General features: G+C 72.0%; 22 protein-coding genes. 4 read left to right on the top strand and 18 right to left on the bottom strand.

Annotated elements, in window-relative coordinates:
- Position 1 precedes the first annotated feature (1 nt).
- The 13 genes from ABD198_RS18685 to ABD198_RS18625 form a co-directional block, all read right to left on the bottom strand.
- Positions 2–373, bottom strand: coding sequence for a YraN family protein (locus tag ABD198_RS18685; protein ID WP_344002899.1), 372 nt, complete (start codon positions 371–373; stop codon positions 2–4).
- Between the two features lie 110 nt (positions 374–483).
- A complete protein-coding gene (locus ABD198_RS18680) occupies positions 484–792 on the bottom strand; it encodes a DUF2469 domain-containing protein (protein WP_344002896.1) in 309 nt (102 codons plus the stop codon).
- A 56-nt stretch (positions 793–848) separates the two neighbouring features.
- On the bottom strand, positions 849–1373 hold the full coding sequence (locus ABD198_RS18675; RefSeq protein WP_344002893.1) for an NUDIX hydrolase: 525 nt from the start codon (positions 1371–1373) through the stop codon (positions 849–851).
- Positions 1363–2142: a signal peptidase I gene (gene lepB, locus ABD198_RS18670; protein ID WP_344002890.1), complete on the bottom strand. Its 780-nt coding sequence runs from the start codon at positions 2140–2142 to the stop codon at positions 1363–1365. Before lepB (ABD198_RS18670) ends, ABD198_RS18675 begins: the two co-directional genes overlap by 11 nt.
- Before the next feature lie 227 nt (positions 2143–2369).
- Entirely contained in the window at positions 2370–3347 is a 978-nt protein-coding gene (gene lepB, locus ABD198_RS18665) for a signal peptidase I (RefSeq protein ID WP_344002888.1), read from the bottom strand.
- Positions 3238–4326: a signal peptidase I gene (lepB, locus tag ABD198_RS18660; RefSeq protein ID WP_344002885.1), complete on the bottom strand. Its 1089-nt coding sequence runs from the start codon at positions 4324–4326 to the stop codon at positions 3238–3240. Before lepB (ABD198_RS18660) ends, lepB (ABD198_RS18665) begins: the two co-directional genes overlap by 110 nt.
- Positions 4319–5059 carry a signal peptidase I gene (gene lepB, locus ABD198_RS18655; protein WP_344002882.1) on the bottom strand — a complete coding sequence of 247 codons (741 nt, stop codon included), beginning with the start codon at positions 5057–5059 and terminating at the stop codon, positions 4319–4321. The genes lepB (ABD198_RS18660) and lepB (ABD198_RS18655) overlap by 8 nt, the downstream gene beginning before the upstream one ends.
- A 51-nt stretch (positions 5060–5110) precedes the next feature.
- A complete protein-coding gene (gene rplS / locus ABD198_RS18650) occupies positions 5111–5461 on the bottom strand; it encodes a 50S ribosomal protein L19 (protein ID WP_344002879.1) in 351 nt (116 codons plus the stop codon).
- Between the two features lie 132 nt (positions 5462–5593).
- Entirely contained in the window at positions 5594–6427 is an 834-nt protein-coding gene (trmD, locus tag ABD198_RS18645) for a tRNA (guanosine(37)-N1)-methyltransferase TrmD (protein WP_344002876.1), read from the bottom strand.
- A complete protein-coding gene (gene rimM, locus ABD198_RS18640) occupies positions 6424–6975 on the bottom strand; it encodes a ribosome maturation factor RimM (protein ID WP_344002873.1) in 552 nt (183 codons plus the stop codon). Before rimM ends, trmD begins: the two co-directional genes overlap by 4 nt.
- Before the next feature lie 109 nt (positions 6976–7084).
- Positions 7085–7324 carry an RNA-binding protein gene (locus tag ABD198_RS18635; protein ID WP_004924853.1) on the bottom strand — a complete coding sequence of 80 codons (240 nt, stop codon included), beginning with the start codon at positions 7322–7324 and terminating at the stop codon, positions 7085–7087.
- 2 nt (positions 7325–7326) lie between these two features.
- Positions 7327–7746: a 30S ribosomal protein S16 gene (rpsP, locus tag ABD198_RS18630; protein WP_167997745.1), complete on the bottom strand. Its 420-nt coding sequence runs from the start codon at positions 7744–7746 to the stop codon at positions 7327–7329.
- An 863-nt stretch (positions 7747–8609) separates the two neighbouring features.
- Positions 8610–9206 (bottom strand): hypothetical protein, encoded by a 597-nt coding sequence (locus ABD198_RS18625; protein ID WP_344002867.1) that lies wholly within the window; start codon positions 9204–9206, stop codon positions 8610–8612.
- Positions 9207–9744: 538 nt separating this feature from the next.
- Between ABD198_RS18625 and ABD198_RS18620 the strand changes: the two genes are divergently transcribed.
- Positions 9745–10593 carry a methyltransferase domain-containing protein gene (locus ABD198_RS18620; protein ID WP_344002864.1) on the top strand — a complete coding sequence of 283 codons (849 nt, stop codon included), beginning with the start codon at positions 9745–9747 and terminating at the stop codon, positions 10591–10593.
- A gap of 34 nt (positions 10594–10627) precedes the next feature.
- On the opposite strand, the gene ffh is transcribed toward ABD198_RS18620, so the two are convergent.
- From ffh to ABD198_RS18600, 4 genes are all read right to left on the bottom strand, one after another.
- Positions 10628–12184 (bottom strand): signal recognition particle protein, encoded by a 1557-nt coding sequence (ffh, locus tag ABD198_RS18615; RefSeq protein ID WP_344002861.1) that lies wholly within the window; start codon positions 12182–12184, stop codon positions 10628–10630.
- Positions 12185–12264: 80 nt separating this feature from the next.
- On the bottom strand, positions 12265–14742 hold the full coding sequence (locus tag ABD198_RS18610) for a [protein-PII] uridylyltransferase (RefSeq protein WP_344002858.1): 2478 nt from the start codon (positions 14740–14742) through the stop codon (positions 12265–12267).
- 23 nt (positions 14743–14765) lie between these two features.
- Entirely contained in the window at positions 14766–15104 is a 339-nt protein-coding gene (locus ABD198_RS18605) for a P-II family nitrogen regulator (RefSeq protein ID WP_344002855.1), read from the bottom strand.
- Positions 15101–16378, bottom strand: a complete 1278-nt coding sequence (locus tag ABD198_RS18600) for an ammonium transporter (protein WP_344002853.1) — start codon at positions 16376–16378, stop codon at positions 15101–15103. The genes ABD198_RS18605 and ABD198_RS18600 overlap by 4 nt, the downstream gene beginning before the upstream one ends.
- 354 nt (positions 16379–16732) lie before the next feature.
- Between ABD198_RS18600 and ftsY the strand changes: the two genes are divergently transcribed.
- Positions 16733–17938, top strand: a complete 1206-nt coding sequence (gene ftsY, locus ABD198_RS18595) for a signal recognition particle-docking protein FtsY (protein ID WP_344002849.1) — start codon at positions 16733–16735, stop codon at positions 17936–17938.
- A gap of 117 nt (positions 17939–18055) precedes the next feature.
- Here the strand turns inward: ftsY and ABD198_RS18590 are convergent, their stop codons facing one another.
- Entirely contained in the window at positions 18056–18721 is a 666-nt protein-coding gene (locus tag ABD198_RS18590) for a bifunctional DNA primase/polymerase (RefSeq protein ID WP_344002846.1), read from the bottom strand.
- A 446-nt stretch (positions 18722–19167) separates the two neighbouring features.
- Here ABD198_RS18590 and nsdA point away from each other — a divergent pair, with 446 nt between their 5' ends.
- Entirely contained in the window at positions 19168–20661 is a 1494-nt protein-coding gene (gene nsdA / locus ABD198_RS18585) for a transcriptional repressor NsdA (protein ID WP_344002843.1), read from the top strand.
- A gap of 194 nt (positions 20662–20855) precedes the next feature.
- Positions 20856–21827, top strand: coding sequence for an LLM class flavin-dependent oxidoreductase (locus ABD198_RS18580; protein ID WP_344002840.1), 972 nt, complete (start codon positions 20856–20858; stop codon positions 21825–21827).
- Positions 21828–21914: the final 87 nt, after the last annotated feature.

The following is a 21914-nucleotide window of genomic DNA, read 5'->3' as shown; positions in this document are numbered from 1 at the left end:
GTCAGGCCACCCCCCGGACGTGCTCGACGCGCGGCGCGCCGCGGGCCGGGAGCTGGATGCCGACCAGGTCGATGCGGACGCCGCCCGGTGGGGCTCCGCCGTGCTGCTGGAGCCAGCGTTGCGCGAGATCCCGCAGGCGGGTCGCCTTGGCGGGTGTGATGGCCTCCATCGGGTGCTGGAAGGGGCCGGTCCTGCGGGTCTTCACCTCGCAGACGACCAGGACGTCCCCGTCCCTGGCCACGATGTCGATCTCACCGGTCCTGCCGCAGCGCCAGTTGCGCTCCAGGACCGTCATCCCGGCCTGCTTCAGCCTTCGTGCGGCCAGCGTCTCGCCGTACCTGCCGAGTGCCCTGCGGGTCTGCTGTGCGTTCATGTCGGCACCACCTCTCGGCGCCAACGGTCACGCACCCACCGCCGCCGAGTGGATCTTGGTGCGTTACTCGGCGGTTGTGGACAACTCCGTCACCCTCCGGGCTGACCCCTTCAGCCGCTGGGCAGCTCCAGATCGCTCTTGCTGAGCTCCTCGATGTTCACATCCTTGAACGTCAGTACGCGCACCTGCTTCACGAAGCGGGCCGGCCGGTACATGTCCCACACCCACGCGTCCGCCATGGAGACCTCGAAGAAGACCTCGCCCTGGACCGAGTGCACCTGCATCTCGTAGTCGTTGGTCAGATAGAAGCGCCGCTCGGTCTCGATCACGTATTTGAACAGACCGACGACATCGCGGTACTCCCGGTAGAGCTTGAGCTCCATCTCGGTCTCGTACTTCTCGAGGTCCTCGGCGCTCATGGCATGTTCCCCTTCAGCCGTGCGATCCCACCATTGTGCGCCAGTCCCGTGGGCCCCTAGACGATTTCGGTGTCCAGGGTCACGGGTCCGGCGGGGGGACCTTCGTCGAGCAGCGTGCGCAGCAGCTCGGCGAGTCTGGTCGGATACACCGTCTCATGCGCCCGGCTCAGTTCCGGGCACGTCCACCAGCGCGCACCGGCGACGCTGCGCCGCTCCAGCTCGGTCAGCGCCGTGGCGGCGGTGACCGTCTGCGAGGTCCGGGCCAGGTAGTACCACTCGTCCTGGTCCCAGCGGCGGCCGGCGAACGGGAAGGAGCACCTGCGCCGCCACAGCACCGGACCGAGCTCCACGTCGGTGATGCCGGTCTCCTCGGCGAGTTCCCGCAGGGCGGCCTGTTCACGGGTCTCGTCGCCCTCCACGCCCCCGCCGGGGGTGAACCACCAGTCGTCGGCCGGGTTGCCCGGTTCGTGGCCGTGCAGCAGCAGAATGCGGTCCTGCGGGTCGAGCAGCACCACTCGGGCGACCTTGCGCAGTCCGCCCTCGTAGGTGTCGGCCACCGGGGCGGCCGGGTCAGTGGCCACGGGCCGGCTCCGCGTTCCCCCGGGTCCGGGCGCGGGAGGCCGCGGACCGCTTGGCGAGCGGACCGTAGGCCGCCCCGCCGAGGATCAGCACGGTCCCGGCGATCACCAGCGCGACCATGGTGGGCAGCGGTCCCGGCTGCGACACCGGGCCGAGCTTTTCGAAGCCGCTGGGGGCCGGCAGCATGCCGTTCATCGGCCAGACCACGGCCTCGACCCGGCCCTGCACGGCCTTGCGGGAGACCGTGCCGTTGGCCGCGTCGGTGAGGTGGGCGGTGGAGTCCACCGAGCCGGACCGCTCGTCACCGAGCAGGAACAGCCTGCCCTCGGGCACGGTCACCGACGGGAAGTTCGCCAGCCGGCCGGCGGTGTCCTCGGCGAGATACGGTTCGTCGATCTCCTTGCCGTTGACCTTCAGCTTGCCGCCCTGACAGCAGGACACGGTGTCCCCGCCGACGGCGACCACACGCTTGACCACGGGCACGTCCGCCCAGGTCGCCTCGTTGAAGACCACGACGTCGCCGCGGCGGATGTCGTCGGCGTCGATGCGCTGCGCCAGCACCCGGTCGCCCGCGCCGATCGTCGGCGTCATGGAGGTGGTGGGCACGGTGTACGGCCGGTACACCACGGCCGCCCAGGCGAAGCCGCCGAGGAACAGCACCATGCCCAGCGCCACGGCCACTCCCGACAGGCGCTGCCCGAGGCGGCTGCCCGCCGGCTTGGTGCCGGTGCTGCCGCCAGAGGCCGTACGCGTCGTGCTCTGACCACTCATGGGCCGCACCCTACCCGGCGGTACCGGGCCCGGTCAGCCCATCACCGGGTCAAGACCCCGCCCCGGGCAGGACCTCCCCAGGGCGGGCTCAACGGGCCCAGAAGACGAACGGGCACAGAAAGCTGAACGGCGCAGAAGGCCGAACGGGCCGAGACGGCTCAGCGGGCCCAGGAGCTCGGCAGGCCCATGGACCCCGGTAAGCCCGGGCGGGCGGCAGCCCGAAGGGCTCAGCCGACCCTACGATCCGCAAGCCGCCGGCGCCGCCACAGCACCAGCGGCACCGCACCCGCGAGCGCCAGCCCCTGCGGCGCCACGGTGAGGGCGGCCGCGGCCGGCGTCTGCGTGCCGATGCCCGGCTGCTCGAAGGTGTCCGGTACCGGCAGGGTGTCCCAGCGGCTGACCGGCCAGGCGATGACGATGGCCCGGCCGACCACGTCCTTCACCGGCACCATGCCGTTGTTCTTGTCGGCCTGGTTGTAGCGCGAGTCGCGGCTGTTCTGCCGGTGGTCGCCCATGACCCAGATGTGACCCTCGGGGACCTTCACCTTGAACTGGCCGCCCTGGTCGTCCTGGCTGCACGGGGTGTTGCCGGGGTAGACGTGCGGCTCGTTCAGCGCCTTGCCGTTGACCTTCAGCGGGCCGGTGCCCTTGCACTCGATGGTGTCGCCGCCGACGCCGATGACCCGCTTGATCAGGTCCTTCTCCTCCGAGGACGGCATCAGACCGACCCAGCTGAGCACCCGCTGGAGCGGGTTGGGCGTGGGCGTCGGCTCGCCCGCCAGCCAGTTGTCCGGGTCGTGGAAGACCACGACCTCGCCGCGCTCCGGCTCGGAGCCGAACCACGGGGTGAGCTTGTCGACCAGGACCCGGTCACCCTGCTGGAGGGTGTTCTGCATCGAGTCGGAGGGGATCGAGAACGCCTGCACCAGAAATGTCTTGATCAGCAGCGCCAGCACCAGCGCGATACCGATCAGGATGGGCAGCTCCTTCCAGAAGGAGCGCGGCTTCTTCGTCTTGGGCGCGTCGCCTCTCCCGCCGCCATCCGCCGTCGGGGGCTGCCCGTCGACCGGGCCGCCGCCGCTCGCGCCCGGGATGTCATTCCCGCCGGTCATGGGACCGTCCGCGGCCCGGACGGACTCCACGGAGCCTCCGCGGTGCTCCTCGCCGCCCTGTCCGGACCGTGCGCCTACCGCCACATCCCCCACGCCAACTCCTTACTCTGTGCCGCCGCCTGCCCCGTCCACGGCGCAGGCCCACCACTCCCATAACGAGCGGGAGTTCCGCAGGGCTCGGGAGCTGAGCGATTCCGTTCGGATCGTCGGAGGCAACCCTATGCGACGACGGGCCTGCGGCCGTCGACCCGGCGGCCGGGTCGGTCACCGAGGCGTAGGTTTTCGGCTCCTCCAGGGTGTTCCAGCGGCCGAGCGGCCAGGCGATGACCATGGCGCGGCCGACCACCTCGTCCTCGGAGACGGTGCCGCCGTAGTCGGTGTCGATGTGGGAGCGGGAGTCGGCGGAGTCGGCCCGGTGGTCGCCCATCACCCACAGCCGACCCTCGGGCACGGTGATGTCGAAGGGCGTGGTGGAGGGGGCGTTGCCCGGGTACAGGTAGTCCTCGTTCAGCGGTACGCCGTTGACGGTGACCCGGCCCTGCGGGTCGCAGCACTGGACGCGGTCGCCGCCGACGCCGATGACCCGCTTGATCAGGTCCTTCTCGTTGTCGGACGGCAGCAGTCCGATGAAGGTGAGCCCGTCCTTGATCTGTTTGATCCCGACCGGGTCCTCCTTCTTGGGCGCGGTCTGCTCGTCCCGCAGCCAGCCGCCCGGGTCCTTGAAGACCACGACGTCCCCGCGCTGCGGCTTGGACCCGAACCAGGGGGTGAGCTTGTCGACCAGGACCCGGTCGCCGATCTGGATCGTCTGCTCCATGGAGCCGGACGGGATGACGAAGGCCTGGACGAGGAAGGTCTTCAGCACCAGCGCGATCAGCACGGCGACCCCGATGAGGAGGGGGATCTCCTTGACCGCGCTGCGCCTGCGGCGCCGCTTGACCTTGCGCTGCAGCTTGCGGCGCTCGGCGCGGCTGCGCCCGCGGGCGGGGGCGGCCGGCCGGCGGGCGCCGGTGGGGAGCAGGTTCTCCGCGGCGCTCGCCGGGACGCCGCGCGGCTTGCCGCGGCTACCCATGCGCGCCTCCCGCGGTGGTCGCCCGGTCCGCTGCGGCGGAGGGCACCTGCGCGTAGGCGTCCGGCCGGTGCAGCCGCGTGGCGCGGTCGAACGGCCAGACGATCCCGTCGGCCCGGCCGATCACCCTGTCCTCGGGGATCATGCCGCCGCCGGGCGAGCCGAGGTGATCGCGGGAGTCGCGGGACTCGGCGCGGTGGTCGCCGAGGACGAACAGGCGTCCTTCGGGCACCGCCACGTCGAAACGCACCGTCGAGGGGCTGTCGCCGGGGAACAGCAAGCCCGCCTCGTCGACCGCACGGCCGTTCACCCGGATCCTCCCCTCCTGGTCGCAGCAGACCACATGGTCACCGCCCACGCCGACGACGCGCTTGACGTAGTCGGCTTCCCCGAAATACCCGGAGCCGTCGAACACAATCACGTCTCCGCGCTGCGGCCCTGCTCCGAAACGGTATGCCAACTTATTTACGAGAACACGGTCTCCGACCCTCAATCCCGGTTCCATCGACCCGCTGGGGATCTGGAACGGGCGGACGACGAGGGTGTTCAGCCCCAGCACGGTCAGCAGGCAGAGCAGCACGGCCAGGGTGATCCGCCCGCCGGGGACGTGATCCGCGAGGCGCGACAGCAACGCGGAACGCGACCGGCCCTCCGGGCCCGGCGTCCCCGAGGTCTCCTCGGGTGCGGCCGGGCGGGAGGAGCGGTCGCGCTCCGTCTGCTGTGCTTCGGTGTCCATCGGAGCCAGATGCTATCCGGCCCCGCTGTCACCGGGGGAAAGCGCAGGCGCTCAGCTCTCGCGCTTCTCCTTGATCTTCGCGGCCTTGCCGCGCAGGTCACGCAGGTAGTACAGCTTGGCGCGGCGCACGTCACCCTTGGTGACGAGCTCGATCTTCTCCACGATCGGGGTGTGCACCGGGAAGGTGCGCTCGACGCCGACGGAGAAGGAGACCTTGCGGACCGTGAAGGTCTCGCGCACGCCGGAACCCTGGCGGCGGATCACCACGCCCTTGAACTGCTGCACACGGGAGCGGTTGCCCTCGATGACGCGCACGTGGACGTTGACGGTGTCACCGGGACGGAAGTCCGGGACGTCGCTGCGCAGCGACGCGGAGTCGACGGAGTCGAGCAGGTGAGACATTTCGTCTGCTTTCTTCGTTGATGCCGCAGGTCATCAACGGCAACTAGGAATCGGATCACAGATGTGCGGTCCCGGGCGGGCGTCGTGTCCCCCTGCGGCAGGGGCGCACGCCGGACGACGCACAGCAGCGGCCTATTGTTCCACGCCGCCGGTCCTGCGCCAAAATCGGCCGTAGGGCTCCCCCGCCGGGTCCGGTTCCCAGCCGAGGACGGACAGCATCTCGCGGTCCTTCTTGTCGAACGCCTTGGGGTCGCAGCGTTCGATGAGGTCGGGCCGGTTGGCGGTGGTGCGGCGCAGCGCCTCGTCGCGCCGCCAGCGGGCGATGCGGGCGTGGTGGCCGCTGAGCAGCACCTCGGGGATCTCCCGGCCGCGCCAGACAGGCGGCTTGGTGTAGACGGGGCCCTCCAGGAGGTTGGCCATGGCGCCGGGCGCGAAGGAGTCGTCGCGGTGCGAATCGGCGTTGCCGAGGACGCCGGGCAGCAGCCGGGCCACGGCCTCGGTGATGACGAGCACGGCGGCCTCGCCGCCGGCCAGCACGTAGTCGCCGATGGACACCTCGTAGACCGGCATGCGGGTGGCGTACTCGTCGACGACCCGGCGGTCGATGCCCTCATAGCGGGCCGGGGTGAAGATCAGCCAGGGGCGCTCGGAGAGGTGGACGGCGAGCTCCTGGGTGAAGGGGCGGCCGCTGGGGGTGGGGACGATCAGGGCCGGCTGGTGGGAGCCGGTCTCGTAGCCGTCCGCCAGCACCGTGTCCAGTGCCTCGCCCCAGGGATCGGTCTTCATCACCATGCCGGGGCCGCCGCCGTAGGGGGTGTCGTCCACGGTGTGGTGCCGGTCGTAGGTCCAGGTGCGCAGGTCGTGGACGTGGACGTCGAGCTGTCCGCGGGCGCGTGCCTTGCCGACGAGGGAGACGTTCAGCGGTTCGAGGTACTCGGGGAAGATCGTGACGACGTCGAGCCTCATGCGCCGGCGTCCTTGTCACGGGAGGAGGCGATCTCCGCGCGGTCGTCGACGAGTCCCGGGGGCGGATCGATGACCGCCCGCTGCCTCTCCAGGTCGATCTCGGTGACGATCTGCGCGACGAACGGCACGAACACCTCGCTGCCGTCCGGGCGCTCGACCACGAACAGGTCCTGGGTGGGCAGGTGCGAGATCTCGCTGATCCGGCCGACCGTCTCGCCGTCCTTGGTGACGACGTCGAGGTCGATCAGCTGGTGGTCGTAGTACTCGTCCTCCTCGTCGGGCAGTTCGTCGGGGTCGACCTCGGCGATCAGGAGGGTGTTGCGCAGTGCCTCGGCGGCGTTGCGGTCGCGCACGCCCTCGAAGCGCAGCAGGAGGCGGCCGCTGTGGACGCGGCCCGACTCGATGGTCAGCGGCCCGGCGGACGGCGGGTCGGTGGCCAGGACGGCGCCGGGGGCGAGCCGCAGTTCCGGCTCGTCGGTGCGCACCTCGACGGTGACCTCGCCCTTGATGCCGTGGGCGCGGCCGATGCGAGCGACTACCAGCTGCACGGTGCTTGGTTCTCCTGATCTACGGCCGGCTGCCGCGAGGGCGCCGGTACGACTGCGGGCCGGGGACGGCCCTTCGGCCCTCCCCGGCCCGAGCCGGATGCGATAAGCGTCAGCGGACGTGATCCACGTCGACGAGGTCGACCCGGATCCCGCGGCCGCCGATGGCGCCCACGACGGTACGCAGAGCGCGTGCGGTGCGGCCGTTGCGGCCGATCACCTTGCCGAGGTCGTCCGGGTGCACCCGGACCTCGAGCACACGTCCACGGCGCAGGTTGCGCGAGGCGACCTGCACATCGTCAGGGTTGTCGACGATGCCCTTCACGAGGTGCTCGAGAGCCTCCTCGAGCATGCTCAGGCCTCGGTCGACGCGGACTCGGCCTGGGCCTCGTCCTTCTTCTCAGCCTTCTTCTTCGGGGTGATCGCCTCACCCTTGCCCTCGTCCTCGCCGGTGAGCGCCTCGAACGACGGGCGAGCGGGCTTCTCCTCCGGCTGCAGCAGAGGCGCCGGGGCGGGCTCGCCCTTGAACTTCTGCCAGTCGCCGGTCTTCTTGAGGATGGCGAGCACGGGCTCGGTCGGCTGGGCGCCGACGGAGAGCCAGTACGCCACACGCTCGCTGTCGACCTCGATCACCGACGGGTTGTACGTCGGGTGGTACTTGCCGATCTCCTCGATGGCCCGGCCGTCACGGCGGGTACGGGAGTCGGCGACGACGATGCGGTAGTGAGGCGAACGGATCTTGCCCAGACGCTTCAGCTTGATCTTGACTGCCACGGGAGTGGGTTCTCCTGGATTTGACGTGGTTGGGCACGGCGAGCTGGCCGCGTGGGGTTGCGGTACCCGAGTGCCCGATGGACGCGTCAGCCGGAGGAGAGAGGGGTCCTGTGCGGCTGTCGAGTACAGCTAGCCATTGTGCCATACCCTGCGGGGCTGCTTGGCCGAGGGGGTGGGCGGGGGTGGGGTTGGCTTGATCGGTTCGGGGAGTTGCGGTGGGCCGGGGGCTGGTCGAGTCGGTGCGCGGTGTTGCCGTGGGCCGGGGGCTGGTCGAGTCGGTGCGCGGTGTTGCCGTGGGCCGGGGGTGGGTCGCGCGGCCCGCCGCCGACGGGGGTGCCGCCCGCGCCCACCCTCCCCCACTCTCGGCTTCGCTCGAGCGGGGGACCCCCATCGCCCCAGGCGGCACGACTGCCCGCGGATGGGCGGGCAACGACTGGGGTCGGCCGAGCGCACGGCTCGACCCGCGGCACAGCCGCCCACGGCGGGGCGTAGCCCGGCCTGCGGCACGAGTGTGGTCCCTGCAGGCGCCCCCGGCGACGTGTCGCGAGGCGGCGCGGATTGCGCGGCTCGGTTCGCGGCGCGATGGGCGGAGGGGCGGATGCCGCCGCCCTGCGGCGCGACGCGGCTGCCTTACGCGCGAAAGCGGGCGCGTGCCAGGGCGGCGGTGCGGGGCCTGGGCCCCGCGAAAACGGCAGGCGTGAGTGCCCCGGCGGCGCGAGGGGCCGGCGGGGTTGAGGGGCGCGGGCCGGGGCGGGCGGAGCCAAGCGGCTCCGGGGGAGCAGAGCTCCGCCCGCCTCGGGCGGGAGTGACGTCAGGGTGGGTCGTCCGGTAGCCACGAGATACCGGGGGGACTTTGCCTGGCGTCAGGCCGCGCCCGCTACCTCCGGGATGCGGAACGGCTTGCCGCAGCCGCCACAGACGATGGGGGCCTGGGCGAGGACCGACGGGACCACGCGGACGTTGCGGCCGCAGTCGCAGACGGCCTTGACGCGCACGCCGCCTCCGGAGGAGCCGTGCCGGGCGGCCGGGCCCCGGAAGCTGCGGGCGCTGTCACCCGCCGTGGCCGCGGAGTGCGCCTTCAGGGCGCGGTGCAGCCGCTCGATCGTGGGACGGTACCGCCGCTTCGCCTCGGGCGTGAGCGTGACCAGCGAGAAGCCGCTGCTGGGATGCGGCTCGTCGGGGTGGTCAAGGCCCAGCTCCTCGGCGATCGCGAGGAAGCGGCGGTTGTGGTACCGGCCGGCCCGGGATGTGTCGCGCACGCCGCGCGCGGCGGCGATGCCATGGACTGCCTCGTGCAGCAGTCGCTCGAAGGAGAGCTCGTGACCGCACGCGGACGACGACTCCCCGATCAGGGACTCGGGCGCGGCCAGATCGGGCAGCTCGGGGTGGTGCCGCTGAATGTCGGCCCACGCCTGCGCCAGCTCTGCGGCGAGTACAGGTGGTGTCTGTGTCGTGCTCACGTAATGACAACGAGCCTGGGTGCCTCTGTGTTCCGATTCCGGGGCATCCCAAATAATTTGCACGTACCCGTCAGTTGCCGCTGATGCGTCCCGACGAGGGCGGGTGCGTTGATCTGCGGAGAAGCCTCGCAGCTCGCCACAAGCCGGTGCGTAGGCTGACGTACGGCGCGGCGTGTAGGCGGTGTCCGCACGCCGGGGCGGCGGTGACGCCGCGGTGCGCAAGAGGTGTTTCGGTCGCTCTCGCGGCTCAGGGGCACATCTCGTACGGGATGCCCTCAGGCCGGGAGAGTACCGGGTCCTCTCCCGGCGCCCGGCACCGGCCCCCCGCCCCGCATCCGGGCGCGGCGAGGATGCCACCGGATTTCCGGAATGTGAATTCTTGCCAGTGGCACGAGCTACTCCCAAGCCGCCCCCGCATTCCACTGGACGCCGGGTCCGGGCGAGAGTTACCTGACATACGGGGGTAGTGCGAGCGCACTGCACGGGGGCCAAGGAATCGGGCACGGCGGCAACTCTCGGCTGATTGGGGCGCTTACCTATGACACCTACGCTCGTGCGGCAGCATCCGCCTCACGCGGGGGCCCGCCCCCGTGTGGACCTGCGTGCACGCGCGCGTGACTGGTCCGAGATCCAGGAGCGGATGCTCGTACCGCTCATCGAGACCGTCTACGAGCGCCTGGACATCGGACCGGCGACCCGCCTGCTGGGCCTCGGCTGCGGGTCCGGGCTGGCGCTGCTGATGGCGGCCTCCCGGGGTGCCTCGATCACCGGTGTCGACACCTCCGCCGACCGGCTGGACCTCGCGCGGCAGCGGCTGCTCCCGGACGGCCGTGAGGCTCCCGCGCGGGCCGAGACCCGGATCGTGGACGGTCCGGTGCGGGCCGCCGCCCGCCCGGAGACCGGCGGGTACAACGTGGTCACCGCCTTCGAGCCGATCGGCTGCCGCTCGGGGGACGCGGAGGGGCTGGGTGAGCTGCTCGCCGAGGCGACGCCGCTCGCCGAGCGCGGAGCGGCCGTGGTGCTGGCCGGCTGGGGTCCGCCGGAGCGCTGCACCACGGCGTCCGTGCTCCGGGTGGCCACCAAGCTGGCGGAGCCGCTGCGCAGCGCCTGGCGTCCGGCGCACCGGGACGACCTGGAGGAGGTCGCCCAGCGGGCCGGGCTGCGGCCGGACGGCTCCGGACGGGTGGCCTGCCCCTTCGGATACGCCGATGTCGACAGCGCGGTGCGCGGCCTGAAGTCGACGGGGCTGTTCGACGCGGCGATCAGCGCCACCGATCAGGTGCAGGTCGACAAGGAGCTGACCGAGGCGCTGCACCCGTACCGGCGGCCGGACGGCACGGTGTGGATGCCGAACATCTTCCGCTATCTGATCGCACGGACCGGCTAGGGTTTGAGGCCCCTGGGCGACCGTCCCGCGGGCCTCAGCCCATGAACTTCCTGAACTCCTCCGGGAGCTCGAAGTCCTTGGCGCCCTGCTGCGGCAGGCCGAAAGGGCTCGCGCCCTCGGCCGCGGCGGCGCGGCGCGCGGCGGCCTCCTGCTCCTGCTGCTTGCGCTTCATCGGGTTGCCGGAGCGCTGCTTGCCCTTGGCCTGCTTCTGCTTCTTCTTCGACCGGCCGGGGCCGCCACCCATCCCCGGCATGCCCGGCATCCCGGGCATCCCCGGCATGCCGCCCTGGGCCAGGCGGGACATCATCTTGCGGGCCTCGAAGAACCGCTCGACGAGGTTCTTCACCGCGCTGACCTCGACGCCGGAACCGCGGGCGATACGGGCGCGGCGCGAGCCGTTGATGATGGTCGGGTCCTGGCGCTCGGCCGGGGTCATCGACTTGATGATCGCGGCGGTGCGGTCGACGTCCCGCTCGTCGAGGTTGTTGATCTGGTCCTTGATCTGGCCCATGCCCGGGAGCATGCCGAGCAGCTTGGAGATGGAGCCCATCTTGCGGACCTGCTCCATCTGGGCCAGGAAGTCGTCCAGGGTGAAGTCCTGGCCCTTCTTGGACGCCAGCTTGGAGGCCATCTTGGCGGCCTCTTCCTGGCTGAACGTCTTCTCCGCCTGCTCGATCAGGGTGAGCAGGTCACCCATGTCGAGGATGCGGGAGGCCATCCGGTCCGGGTGGAAGGCGTCGAAGTCGTCGAGCTTCTCGCCATTCGACGCGAACATGATCGGCTTGCCGGTGACCTGGCGGATGGAGAGCGCGGCACCACCGCGGGCGTCGCCGTCGAGCTTGGAGAGCACCACGCCGTCGAAGCCGACGCCGTCGCGGAAGGCCTCGGCGGTGTTGACCGCGTCCTGGCCGATCATCGCGTCGACGACGAAGAGGATCTCGTCGGGCGAGATCGCGTCCCGGATGTCGGCGGCCTGCTGCATCATCTCCTGGTCGATGCCCAGACGGCCGGCGGTGTCGACGATGACGATGTCGTGGACCTTGGACTTCGCGTAGTCGATGGAGTCCTTGGCGACCTTGACCGGGTCGCCGACGCCGTTGCCCGGCTCGGGCGCGTAGACCGCGACGCCGGCGCGCTCGGCGACGACGCTGAGCTGGTTGACGGCGTTGGGCCGCTGGAGGTCGGCGGCCACCAGCAGCGGGGAATGGCCCTGGTCCTTGAGCCACTTGCCGAGCTTGCCCGCGAGGGTGGTCTTACCGGCACCCTGCAGACCGGCCAGCATGATCACGGTCGGCGGCTGCTTGGCGAAGCGCAGGCGCCGGGTCTCGCCGCCGAGGATGGTGATGAGTTCCTCGTTGACGATCTTGAGGACCTGCTGGGCGGGGTTGAGCGCCTTGGAGACCTCGGCGCCGAGGGCGCGCTCCTTGACGGCCTTGATGAAGGAACGGACGACGGGCAGGGCCACGTCCGCTTCAAGGAGCGCGATACGGATCTCGCGCGCCGTGGCGTCGATGTCCGCTTCGCTCAAGCGCCCCTTGCCGCGCAAGTTCTTGAAGGTCGCTGAGAGGCGATCGGAGAGAGTATCGAACACGGCGGCGTCGGTCCTCGGAGTCGATGGCTAGGGAATCGCCCTCAAGGGTATCCCGGCGGCACAAGTCGCCGGGGGTGTCGTCACCCACGCAGGGTCTGTTCCAGTTTGCCCGCCACCGTGACGGCCTCCTCCCCCGGCAGCGGGGCGCCTTCCGGGCCGGTGACGTAGAACGCGTCCACGGCGTTCGCGCCCAGGGTGCTCACATGCGCGCTGCGCACCCGCACGCCCGCGTCCTCCAGGGCGCGGCCGATGCGGAACAGCAGGCCGGGGGCGTCCTGGGCGCGCACCTCGATGACGGTGGCCAGGCGGGAGGCGGCGGGGGCGACGGTCACCCGGGGCGGGGGCGGGACGACGCCGCGGCGGCGCGGGTAGGCGGCGTCGCGTTCGGCGAGGCGGGCCGCGATGTCCAGGGTGCCGTCCAGGGCGCGTACCAGGTCGGAGCGGAGCCGGGCGGCCTGCGGCAGGGAGCCGTACTCGGCGGCGACCCGCCAGTCGAGCAGGAGCACCCGGCCGTCGACGCCGTCGGGGAGGGCGACGGCGCGCAGCTCGGCGGTGCGCACGGTCAGGCGGTGCATGGCGAGCACTCCGGCCACCGCGGGCAGCACGCCCGGCTGGTCGGGCACCGCGACGAGCAGCTCCACGCCGAGCGGCTCCGGTTCGCCGGGCCCCTCCCCCTCGCGGGACTGCTCCGGCCCGGCGGGCTGTTCCGGCCCGGCGGGCTGTTCCGGCTGGGCCCTCAGGGCCAGCACGGGGCCGCCGGTGGCCGCCGCCTCCAGGGCCAGGCGTTCCTGCTCGGCGGTGGTCGCCGCGTCCCCGGGGTCGTCCGGCTCGTCCCCGGAGAGCAGCGCCGAGACGCGTTTGACCAGGTCGGTGACGAGCGTGGCGCGCCAGGAGGACCAGGCGGCCGGCCCGGTGGCCAGGGCGTCGGCCTCGGTGAGGGCGTGCAGCAGCTCCAGGGTGCTCTGGGAGCCGACGGCGTCCGCGACCGCGCGGACGGTGGCCGGGTCGTCGAGGTCGCGCCGGGTCGCGGTCTCCACCAGCAGCAGATGCCGGCGCACCAGGGTGGCGATCACCGCCACGTCGCGCTGGTCGAAGCCGATGCGGGCGGCCACGTCGCGGGCGATGGTCCCCCCCGCCACCGAGTGGTCGCCGGGCCAGCCCTTGCCGATGTCGTGCAGCAGCGCGGCGACCAGCAGCAGGTCGGGGCGGCTGACGCGGCGGGTGAGCGCGGAGGCGCGCACGGCGGTCTCGATCAGGTGCCGGTCGACGGTCCACAGGTGGACGGCGTTGCGCTGCGGGCGGCAGCGGACCCGCTCCCAGTCGGGCAGCAGGCGGCTGATCAGTCCCTCGGCCTCCAGCGCCTCCCACACCTCGACCGTGGGGCGGCCGGAGCCGAGCAGGGTGATCAGCTGCTCGCGGGCCTCGGCGGGCCAGGGCGTGGGCAGGGGGCGCACGGTGGCGGCGAGGCGCCGCACGGCGTGCAGCGAGAGCGGGAGCCCGGCCTGTGCGGCGGCGGCCGCGGCGCGCAGCGGCAGGACCGGGTCGGGGCGTGCGGTGCGGGCGAGCACCACCTCGCCCTCCTGCTCCACGACCCCCTCGGCGAGCGGGGACCGCTCGGGGACCGGCTTGCCGCCGCCGAGCATGGCCCGCAGCCGGGGCCGTACGGCGCGCGAGCGCAGCACGCGGCCCACCTCGCGCCAGGTGACGTCGGAGGCGTAGGCGATGACGCGGGCCGCCTCGTAGACCTGGCGCAGCAGGGCGTCGGCGTCGAGCAGGCCGAGTTCGGCGGCCACCTGGTCGTGCTCCTGGAGTGCCAGCCGGTCGGTGGCGCGGCCGGTCGTCAGATGCAGTGCGTCGCGGACGTCGAGGAGCCGGCGGCGGGCCTCGTCGAGGCCCTCGCGGGGGGCGTCGGCGAGCCAGGAGGCGGCCACGGCGCGCAGCGCGGTGGCGTCGCGCAGCCCGCCGCGGGCCTCCTTGAGGTCGGGTTCCAGCAGGTACCGCAGCTCGCCCGCGCGCTCGGCGCGCTCGGCGCACAGTTCCCGCAGCTGGGGCAGGCGTTTGGGGGCCTGGTTGCGCCAGTCGGCGAGCACCGCGGTGCGCAGTGAGGTGGTCAGGCCCAGGTCTCCGGCGATGTGCCGGGCGTCCAGCAGGCCCAGCTGGACCTTGAGGTCGCCGTCGGCGGTCTTGCGGACCTCGGCGGGGGTGCGCACCGAGTGGTCCAGGGCGAGGCCGAGGTCCCAGACCGGGTACCAGAGCCGGTCGGCGAGGGCGGCGACGCCCTTGGGGTCGCTGCCGTCGTGCAGCAGGAGCAGGTCGAGGTCGCTGCGCGGGGACAGCTCCGCGCGCCCGTAGCCGCCGACGGCGACCAGGGACACCCCGCGCGGCTGCGGCGCGCCCGCGGCGAACAGCCCGGTGAGCCACTGGTCGGTGAGGTCCGCGAGGGCGGCACGGCGCGGCGGCCCGGACCGCGCCCCCTCGGTGAGGAGGTGCAGCCGGGCCGCCGCGTAGCCGCCGGGTCCCGAGTCCTGTGTCTGGTTCGTCACGTTCGTACCCGCCACCCGGCGACTCCCGTTCTCGTGTGTCAGAGCGCGTCGGGGCCGCGCTCGCCGGTCCGGACCCGTACGGCCGTCTCGACCGGGACGGACCAGACCTTGCCGTCACCGATCTTTCCGGTGCGGGCCGCCTTGACGATCACCTCGATGAGCTGTTCGGCGTCGTCGTCCTCGACCAGCACCTCGATGCGGATCTTGGGCACCAGGTCGACGGTGTACTCGGCGCCGCGGTAGACCTCGGTGTGGCCGCGCTGGCGGCCGTAGCCGCTGGCCTCGGTGACGGTCAGACCGTGTACGCCGAAGGCCTGCAGGGCCTCCTTGATCTCGTCGAGCCGGTGCGGCTTCACGACGGCGGTGATGAGCTTCATGCGTCCACCTTCTTGGACTCGGCCGGGGCGACGGGGGCGGTGGCGGCGGTGCGGGCGCTGCCGCCGCCGGCACCGCTGAAGTCGTATGCGGTCTCGGCGTGCGCTGCCTGGTCGAGACCGGCGACCTCGTCGTCCTCACTCGCCCGGAACCCGATGGTCTTCTGGATCAGGGAGGCGAGGACGAACGTCACCACGAAGGTGTAGCCCATGACGGACACGGCACCGATGGCCTGCGAGACGAACTGCTCCCAGCCGCCGACCCCGTCGATGGCGAGGAAGCCGACCATCAGGGTGCCGATCACGCCGCCCACGAAGTGGACGCCGACGACGTCGAGCGAGTCGTCGTAGCCGAGCTTGTACTTGAGGCTGACGGCCCAGGAGCAGACCGCGCCGGCGACGACACCGATGAGCAGCGCGCCCAGCACGTTGACGTTGCCGCCCGCGGGGGTGATGGCGACCAGACCGGCGATGGCTCCGGAGCAGGCGCCGAGCGTGGTGAAGGCACCGTGGCGGATCCGCTCGTAGATGAGCCAGCCGAGCACCGCGGCGCCGGCGGCGACCTGCGTGTTCAGCGCCATGCTCGCCGCCGTGCCGTCGGCCGCGAGCTCGGAGCCCGCGTTGAAGCCGAACCAGCCGAACCACAGCAGTGCGGTGCCGAGCAGGACCAGCGGCAGGTTGTGCGGGCGCATGGGGTCCTTCTTGAACCCGATCCGCTTGCCGACCACGAGGACCGCCGCCAGGGCGCCGATACCGGCGTTGATGTGGACCGCGGTACCGCCCGCGAAGTCGATGATCGCCGGGTCCAGCTCGGCGAGCCAGCCGCCGCCCCACACCCAGTGGGCGACCGGGAAGTAGACGAGCGTGACCCACAGGGCGATGAAGACCACCCAGGAGCCGAACTTCACCCGGTCGGCGAGCGCACCGCTCATCAGGGCGGGGGTGAGGATGGCGAACAGCATCTGGAACAGCACGAAGGCGAAGACCGGGATGTCCCGGCCGGCGAAGTTCTCCATCAGACTGTCGCCGGTGATGCCGTCCAGGCCGAGCAGGTCGAGGTTGCCTGCAAAGCCGCCGACGTCACCGCTGAACGCGAGCGAATATCCGTAGAGCACCCACAGGACGCTGACGACGCCCAGCGAGACGAAGGACATCATGAGCATGTTCAGCGTGCTCTTGGTGCGGACCATGCCCCCGTAGAAGAGGGCGAGGCCCGGCGTCATCAGCATGACCAGCGCGGCGCTGATCAGGACAAATGCGGTATCTCCAACATTCAAGGCCTGAGACTCCTTCTGGCGGAACGGCCCTGTGCGGATGCCTGGGGGCGGTGGGCCGACTGTGCTCAGGAGACTGGCTCAGGCCGGTTTCACCCAGCGCGCAGAGATGTTTCCGCGATGTGACGAACGCCGTGACCGCGTTACGGCGAGGTGAAACCAGCTTCTGCGCGCGGTCCCGAGGACGCGGCCCAGGTCGGCCATCGGGGCTGTCCGATTCACGACCACGGGTGCGGGACCGTTCCGTTGCCCCCGGAGCGCGTCCGGATAGGGGCCCGTTCAGGCAGGTGGCCCCGGCGAGGGGGCCGCGCGTGCACCGGCGGGCCGATCGGGGGGCCGGTCCATACTGGACGCGTTATGGACATCGTCATCCTTGCTGTAGTCATCGCCGTGGTCGTGCTCGGCGCGCTCGGCGGGCTCATCGTCGGCAGTCGGCGCAAGAAGCAGCTGCCTCCGCCGCCGCCCGCCACGCCCGACATCACCGCCCCTCCCGCCGAGCCGCATGTCGGCGACGAGGCCGAGACGCCGCGGGAGGAACCGCGGCGCACCATCGAGGAGGTTGATCTTCCGGACGGCGGCGGCGCTCCCGTCACCGTCGAGGAGCCGCCCGCCCCCGAGGCTCCGCCCATCGAGATCCCGGAGCCCACCGCCGGCCGGCTGGTCCGGCTGCGCGCCCGGCTCTCCCGTTCGCAGAACGCCCTGGGCAAGGGCCTGCTCACCCTGCTGTCCCGCGAGCACCTCGACGAGGACACCTGGGAGGAGATCGAGGACACCCTGCTCACCGCCGACGTCGGTGTGCAGCCGACGCAGGAGCTGGTCGAGCGGCTGCGGGAGCGGGTCAAGGTGCTGGGCACCCGCACCCCCGAGGAGCTGCGCGGCCTGCTGCGCGAGGAGCTGATCAAGCTGGTCGGTCCCGACATGGACCGCACCGTGCACACCGAGAACGAGGCCGGCGGCCCCGGCATCGTGATGGTCGTCGGCGTCAACGGCACCGGCAAGACCACCACCACCGGCAAGCTCGCCCGTGTCCTGGTGGCCGACGGCAACACCGTGGTTCTCGGCGCCGCCGACACCTTCCGCGCGGCCGCCGCCGACCAGCTGCAGACCTGGGGCGAGCGGGTGGGCGCCCACACCGTGCGCGGTCCCGAGGGCGGCGACCCGGCCTCCGTGGCGTTCGACGCGGTCAAGGAGGGCATCGAGATGTCCGCCGACGCCGTGCTCATCGACACCGCCGGCCGGCTGCACACCAAGACCGGCCTCATGGACGAGCTCGGCAAGGTCAAGCGGGTCGTGGAGAAGCACGCCCCGCTGGACGAGGTGCTGCTGGTGCTGGACGCCACCACCGGTCAGAACGGTCTGGTGCAGGCCCGGGTCTTCGCCGAGGTCGTCGACATCACCGGCATCGTGCTGACCAAGCTGGACGGCACCGCCAAGGGCGGCATCGTGATCTCCGTCCAGCGCGAGCTGGGCGTCCCGGTCAAGCTGGTCGGCCTCGGCGAGGGCGCCGACGACCTGGCCCCGTTCGAGCCGGAGGCCTTCGTGGACGCGCTCCTCGGGGACTGAGCACTCCGACCCCACGGCCACTCACAGCGAAGGAAGCGCCCGCTCCCGGAACTCCGGGGACGGGCGCTTCGCTGTGCAACCGTGCGGAGAAACGGCGCCGCTGCGGCAGGGGGCGTGCTACGCCCGCGACCGGTGGGCCACGTAGGCCAGGGTGCCGAGGAGGAGGCGGGCCTGCGGGGGGCGGGTGGCGGAGTCGAGGGCGGGCGGGCGCAGCCAGCGGACCGGGCCGAGTCCGCCGCGGTCGGAGGGCGGGGCCGTGATGTACGAACCCAGGCCGAGGCCGCGCAGGTCGAGGGCGGCCGGGGCGTCCCAGCCCATGCGGTAGAGCAGCTCGGGCAGCGCGTCGGCGGCGCCGGGGGCGACGAGGAACTGGGCGCGTCCGTCCGGGGTGGCGGCGACCGGTCCGACCGGCAGGCCCATGCGCTCCAGCCGGGCCAGGGCGTGCCGCCCGGCGGACTCCGCCACCTCCAGGACGTCGAAGGCCCGGCCGGCCGGAAGCATCAGCGAGGCCCCGGGGAACTCGGCCCACACGGCGGTCACCTCGTCCAGGGTCGCCCCGGCGGGGATCACCGGCGCGAAGTCCAGCGGATGCGCGCCCGGTGCCCGGCAGTCCGTCCGGCCGCAGGAGCAGACCCCGGCGGTGGCGCGGGCGCCCGGCACCACGTCCCAGCCCCACAGCCCGGTGTACTCCGCCGCTGCGGTGCCGTCCGAGGGACGGCTCCGGCGGCGCGAGCCGGACCGGATGTCGCGGATGCCCCGACTGATACCGATCGTGAAGCCCATGCCCCCTCCAACGGGTCCGACGCACCGGTGGTTACGCAGCGGACAGAGAATGTGACTCTCCGTTCGCGGCTTCCCCGCGCCGCTCGGTTCAGTCGGCGCCTCGTCGCGCCAGGGGTGGTGAGCCGGAGGCCGCGCGCCCCCGCTTGCGTCCCTGCACCCACTCCTGACTGTCCTATGTCAAGTGAATCGTGCGCCGGCGACCTTGAGTTCACACAAAGGGGTGGCGAATGGTGGCGATTACGCATTCGCCATGGCTGTACGGGTGATCGTGAGATTACGTTGAGTGCACGACTTCTTGGGGCACATGCACTCCTGGGTATGCCGGAGGCAACTCGGGTTTCCGTTCGAAGGGTGACAACCGCCGGACGGGCGGCCCCGACAACCGGCATTCTGATAAGGCTTGGCGCACTCGGCGGCAAGTGGTCTTCAGGGATGGGGGCGTTCCAGTGAGCGGCAACGGCGGTGGCGGAGCGAGCGCTGCGAGTGCGGAGAAACGCCCGAACGAGCTTCTCACCTCGTGGTTCGTCCGCAGCGGCTGGTCCAAGGGCGAGCTCGCCCGTCAGGTCAACCGCAGAGCACGCCAGTTGGGCGCCAACCACATCTCCACCGACACCTCCCGCGTGCGCCGCTGGCTGGACGGGGAGAACCCGCGCGAGCCGATCCCCAGGATCCTGTCGGAGCTGTTCTCCGAACGCTTCGGCGTCGTCGTCTCCGTGGAGGACCTGGGCCTGCGCAACATGCGCCCCTCACCCTCCGCGACCGGCGTCGACCTGCCGTGGACGGGCCCGCAGACCGTGGCCCTGCTCAGCGAGTTCTCGCGCAGCGACCTGATGCTGGCGCGGCGCGGCTTCCTCGGGAGCTCGCTCGCCCTCTCCGCGGGCCCGTCCCTCATCGAGCCCATGCAGCGCTGGCTCGTCCCCACGCCGTCCGCCCCGCAGCAGCACCCCGAGCCGGAGCCGGCCTCCTTCTCCGGCCGGCGGGGACGGCTGTCCAAGCCGGAGCTGGACCTGCTGGAGACGACCACGGTGATGTTCCGGCAGTGGGACGCCCAGTGCGGCGGCGGTCTGCGCCGCAAGGCGGTCGTCGGCCAGTTGCACGAGGTGACCGACCTGCTCCAGGAGCCCCAGCCGGAGGCCACCACCCGCCGCCTGTTCAAGGTCGCCGCGGAACTGGCCGAGCTGGCCGGCTGGATGTCGTACGACGTGGGGCTCCAGCCCACCGCGCAGAAGTACTTCGTGCTCGCCCTGCACGCCGCCAAGGAGGCGGGCGACCGGTCGCTCGGCTCCTACATCCTGTCCAACATGAGCCGCCAGATGATCCACCTCGGCCGCCCCGAGGACGCCCTGGAGCTCATCCATCTCGCCCAGTACGGCAGCCGGGACTGCGCGAGTCCGCGCACCCAGTCGATGCTGTATGCGATGGAGGCCCGCGCCTACGCCAACATGGGCCAGCCCGGCCGCTGCAAGCGGGCGGTGCGCATGGCCGAGGACACCTTCGCCGAGGCCGACGAGTGGGACGAGCCGGACCCCGACTGGATCAAGTTCTTCTCCGAGGCCGAGCTCTACGGGGAGAACTCCCACTCATTCCGCGACCTCGCCTATGTGGCCGGCCGCAGCCCCACCTACGCCTCGCTGGCCGAGCCGCTGATGCAGCGGGCCGTGGAGCTGTTCGCCCGGGAGTCCGGCGAGCACCAGCGCAGCTACGCCCTCAACCTGATCGGCATGGCCACCGTGCATCTGCTGCAGCGCGAGCCGGAGCAGGGCGCGGCGCTGGCCACCGAGGCCATCAAGGCCGCCAAGAAGGTGCGTTCGGAGCGCGTCAACACCCGCATCCGGAAGACCGTGGACAACGCGGTCCGGGATTTCGGGGGCGTCGCCGAGGTCGTCGACCTCACGGAACGGCTCGCGGCCGAGCTGCCCGAGACCGCCGAGGCCGTCTGAGGCCACCCGGAGCACTCTCCAGACCCCGGCCGCGGCCGGCCCTCCCGAACTGCCCGACTCGGCTCCCCCATGCCAGTCATTCGGAAGGCCGGCCGCGGTCGGCCGCCCCTGCTCGCCGGCACCCTGGCGATCTGACGGTGCGTCAGCTACGGTTCGCTCCGTCACCGGCTCGGCGGTGGAGGGGGACGAAGGGCATGCCCGTCACGGTCGTACGGTTCAATCTGGTCGCCCGGGGCGCGTCCCCGGCGGAGCTCTCCGCCCGCTACCGGGCCGCCCTGGCGATGGCGGTGTACGCGGACGACCGCGGGATCACCACGGTGCAGACGGAGGAGCACCACGGGGTGCCCGACGACTGGCTGCCCGCACCCTTCGCCTTCGCGGGCGCCGTGCTCGGCGCGACGCGGCGCCTGACCGTCACCGTCTCCGCGATGATCGGCCCGCTGTACGACCCGCTGCGGCTGGCCGAGGAGATCGCGGTGCTGGATCTGCTCAGCGGCGGCCGGCTGGTCACCGTGGCCGGGATCGGCTACCGCCCGGAGGAGTACGAGCGGGCCGGCGTGGACTTCGCCGAGCGCGGCAGACTCCAGGACGAGCTGCTGGACACGCTGCTGAAGGCCTGGACCGGCGAGGAGTTCACCTACCGCGGCCGCACGGTGCGCGTCACCCCGCGCCCGTACTCGGAGCCGCATCCGCCGCTGCTGGTGGGCGGCTCGTCGCGGGCCGCTGCCCGCCGCGCCGCCCGGTTCGGGCTGCCGTTCTTCCCCAGCGCGCATCTGCCGGAGCTGGAGGCGTACTACAAGGCGAGGCTCGCGGAGTACGGCACCAGCGGCTGGATGATGATGCCGTCCGCCGAGACGTCGCTGCTGCATCTCGCGGAGAATCCCGAGCAGGCATGGGCGCGCTACGGCAGGCACTTCCTGCACGAGGCGCGGACCTACGCCTCCTGGCAGCCGGCCGGGGCCCGCTCGGCGGTGCGGTCGGCCGCGGCGACGGTGGAGGAACTGTGCGCGGAGGGTGTGTACCGGATCGTCACGCCCGAGGAGTGCCTGGCACTGGAGCGCGGGACCTATGTGCTGCATCCGCTGGCGGGCGGGATGCCGGTGGACGAGGGGTGGCGGAGCCTGCAGCTGTTCGCCGAGCGGGTGCTGCCGCGGCTGGGGGAATGACCCCATGTCTGACTAGGGTCCGTCTTCAAACGGATCTTGCCCAGAGTAGGAATGACGCGAGCGAGACCGCTGCTTCGTAGGAGGTGG

The organism is Streptomyces thermocarboxydovorans (genome assembly GCF_039524635.1).
GTDB lineage: Bacteria > Actinomycetota > Actinomycetes > Streptomycetales > Streptomycetaceae > Streptomyces > Streptomyces thermocarboxydovorans.
This window is presented reverse-complemented; position numbering and strand designations above follow the sequence as displayed.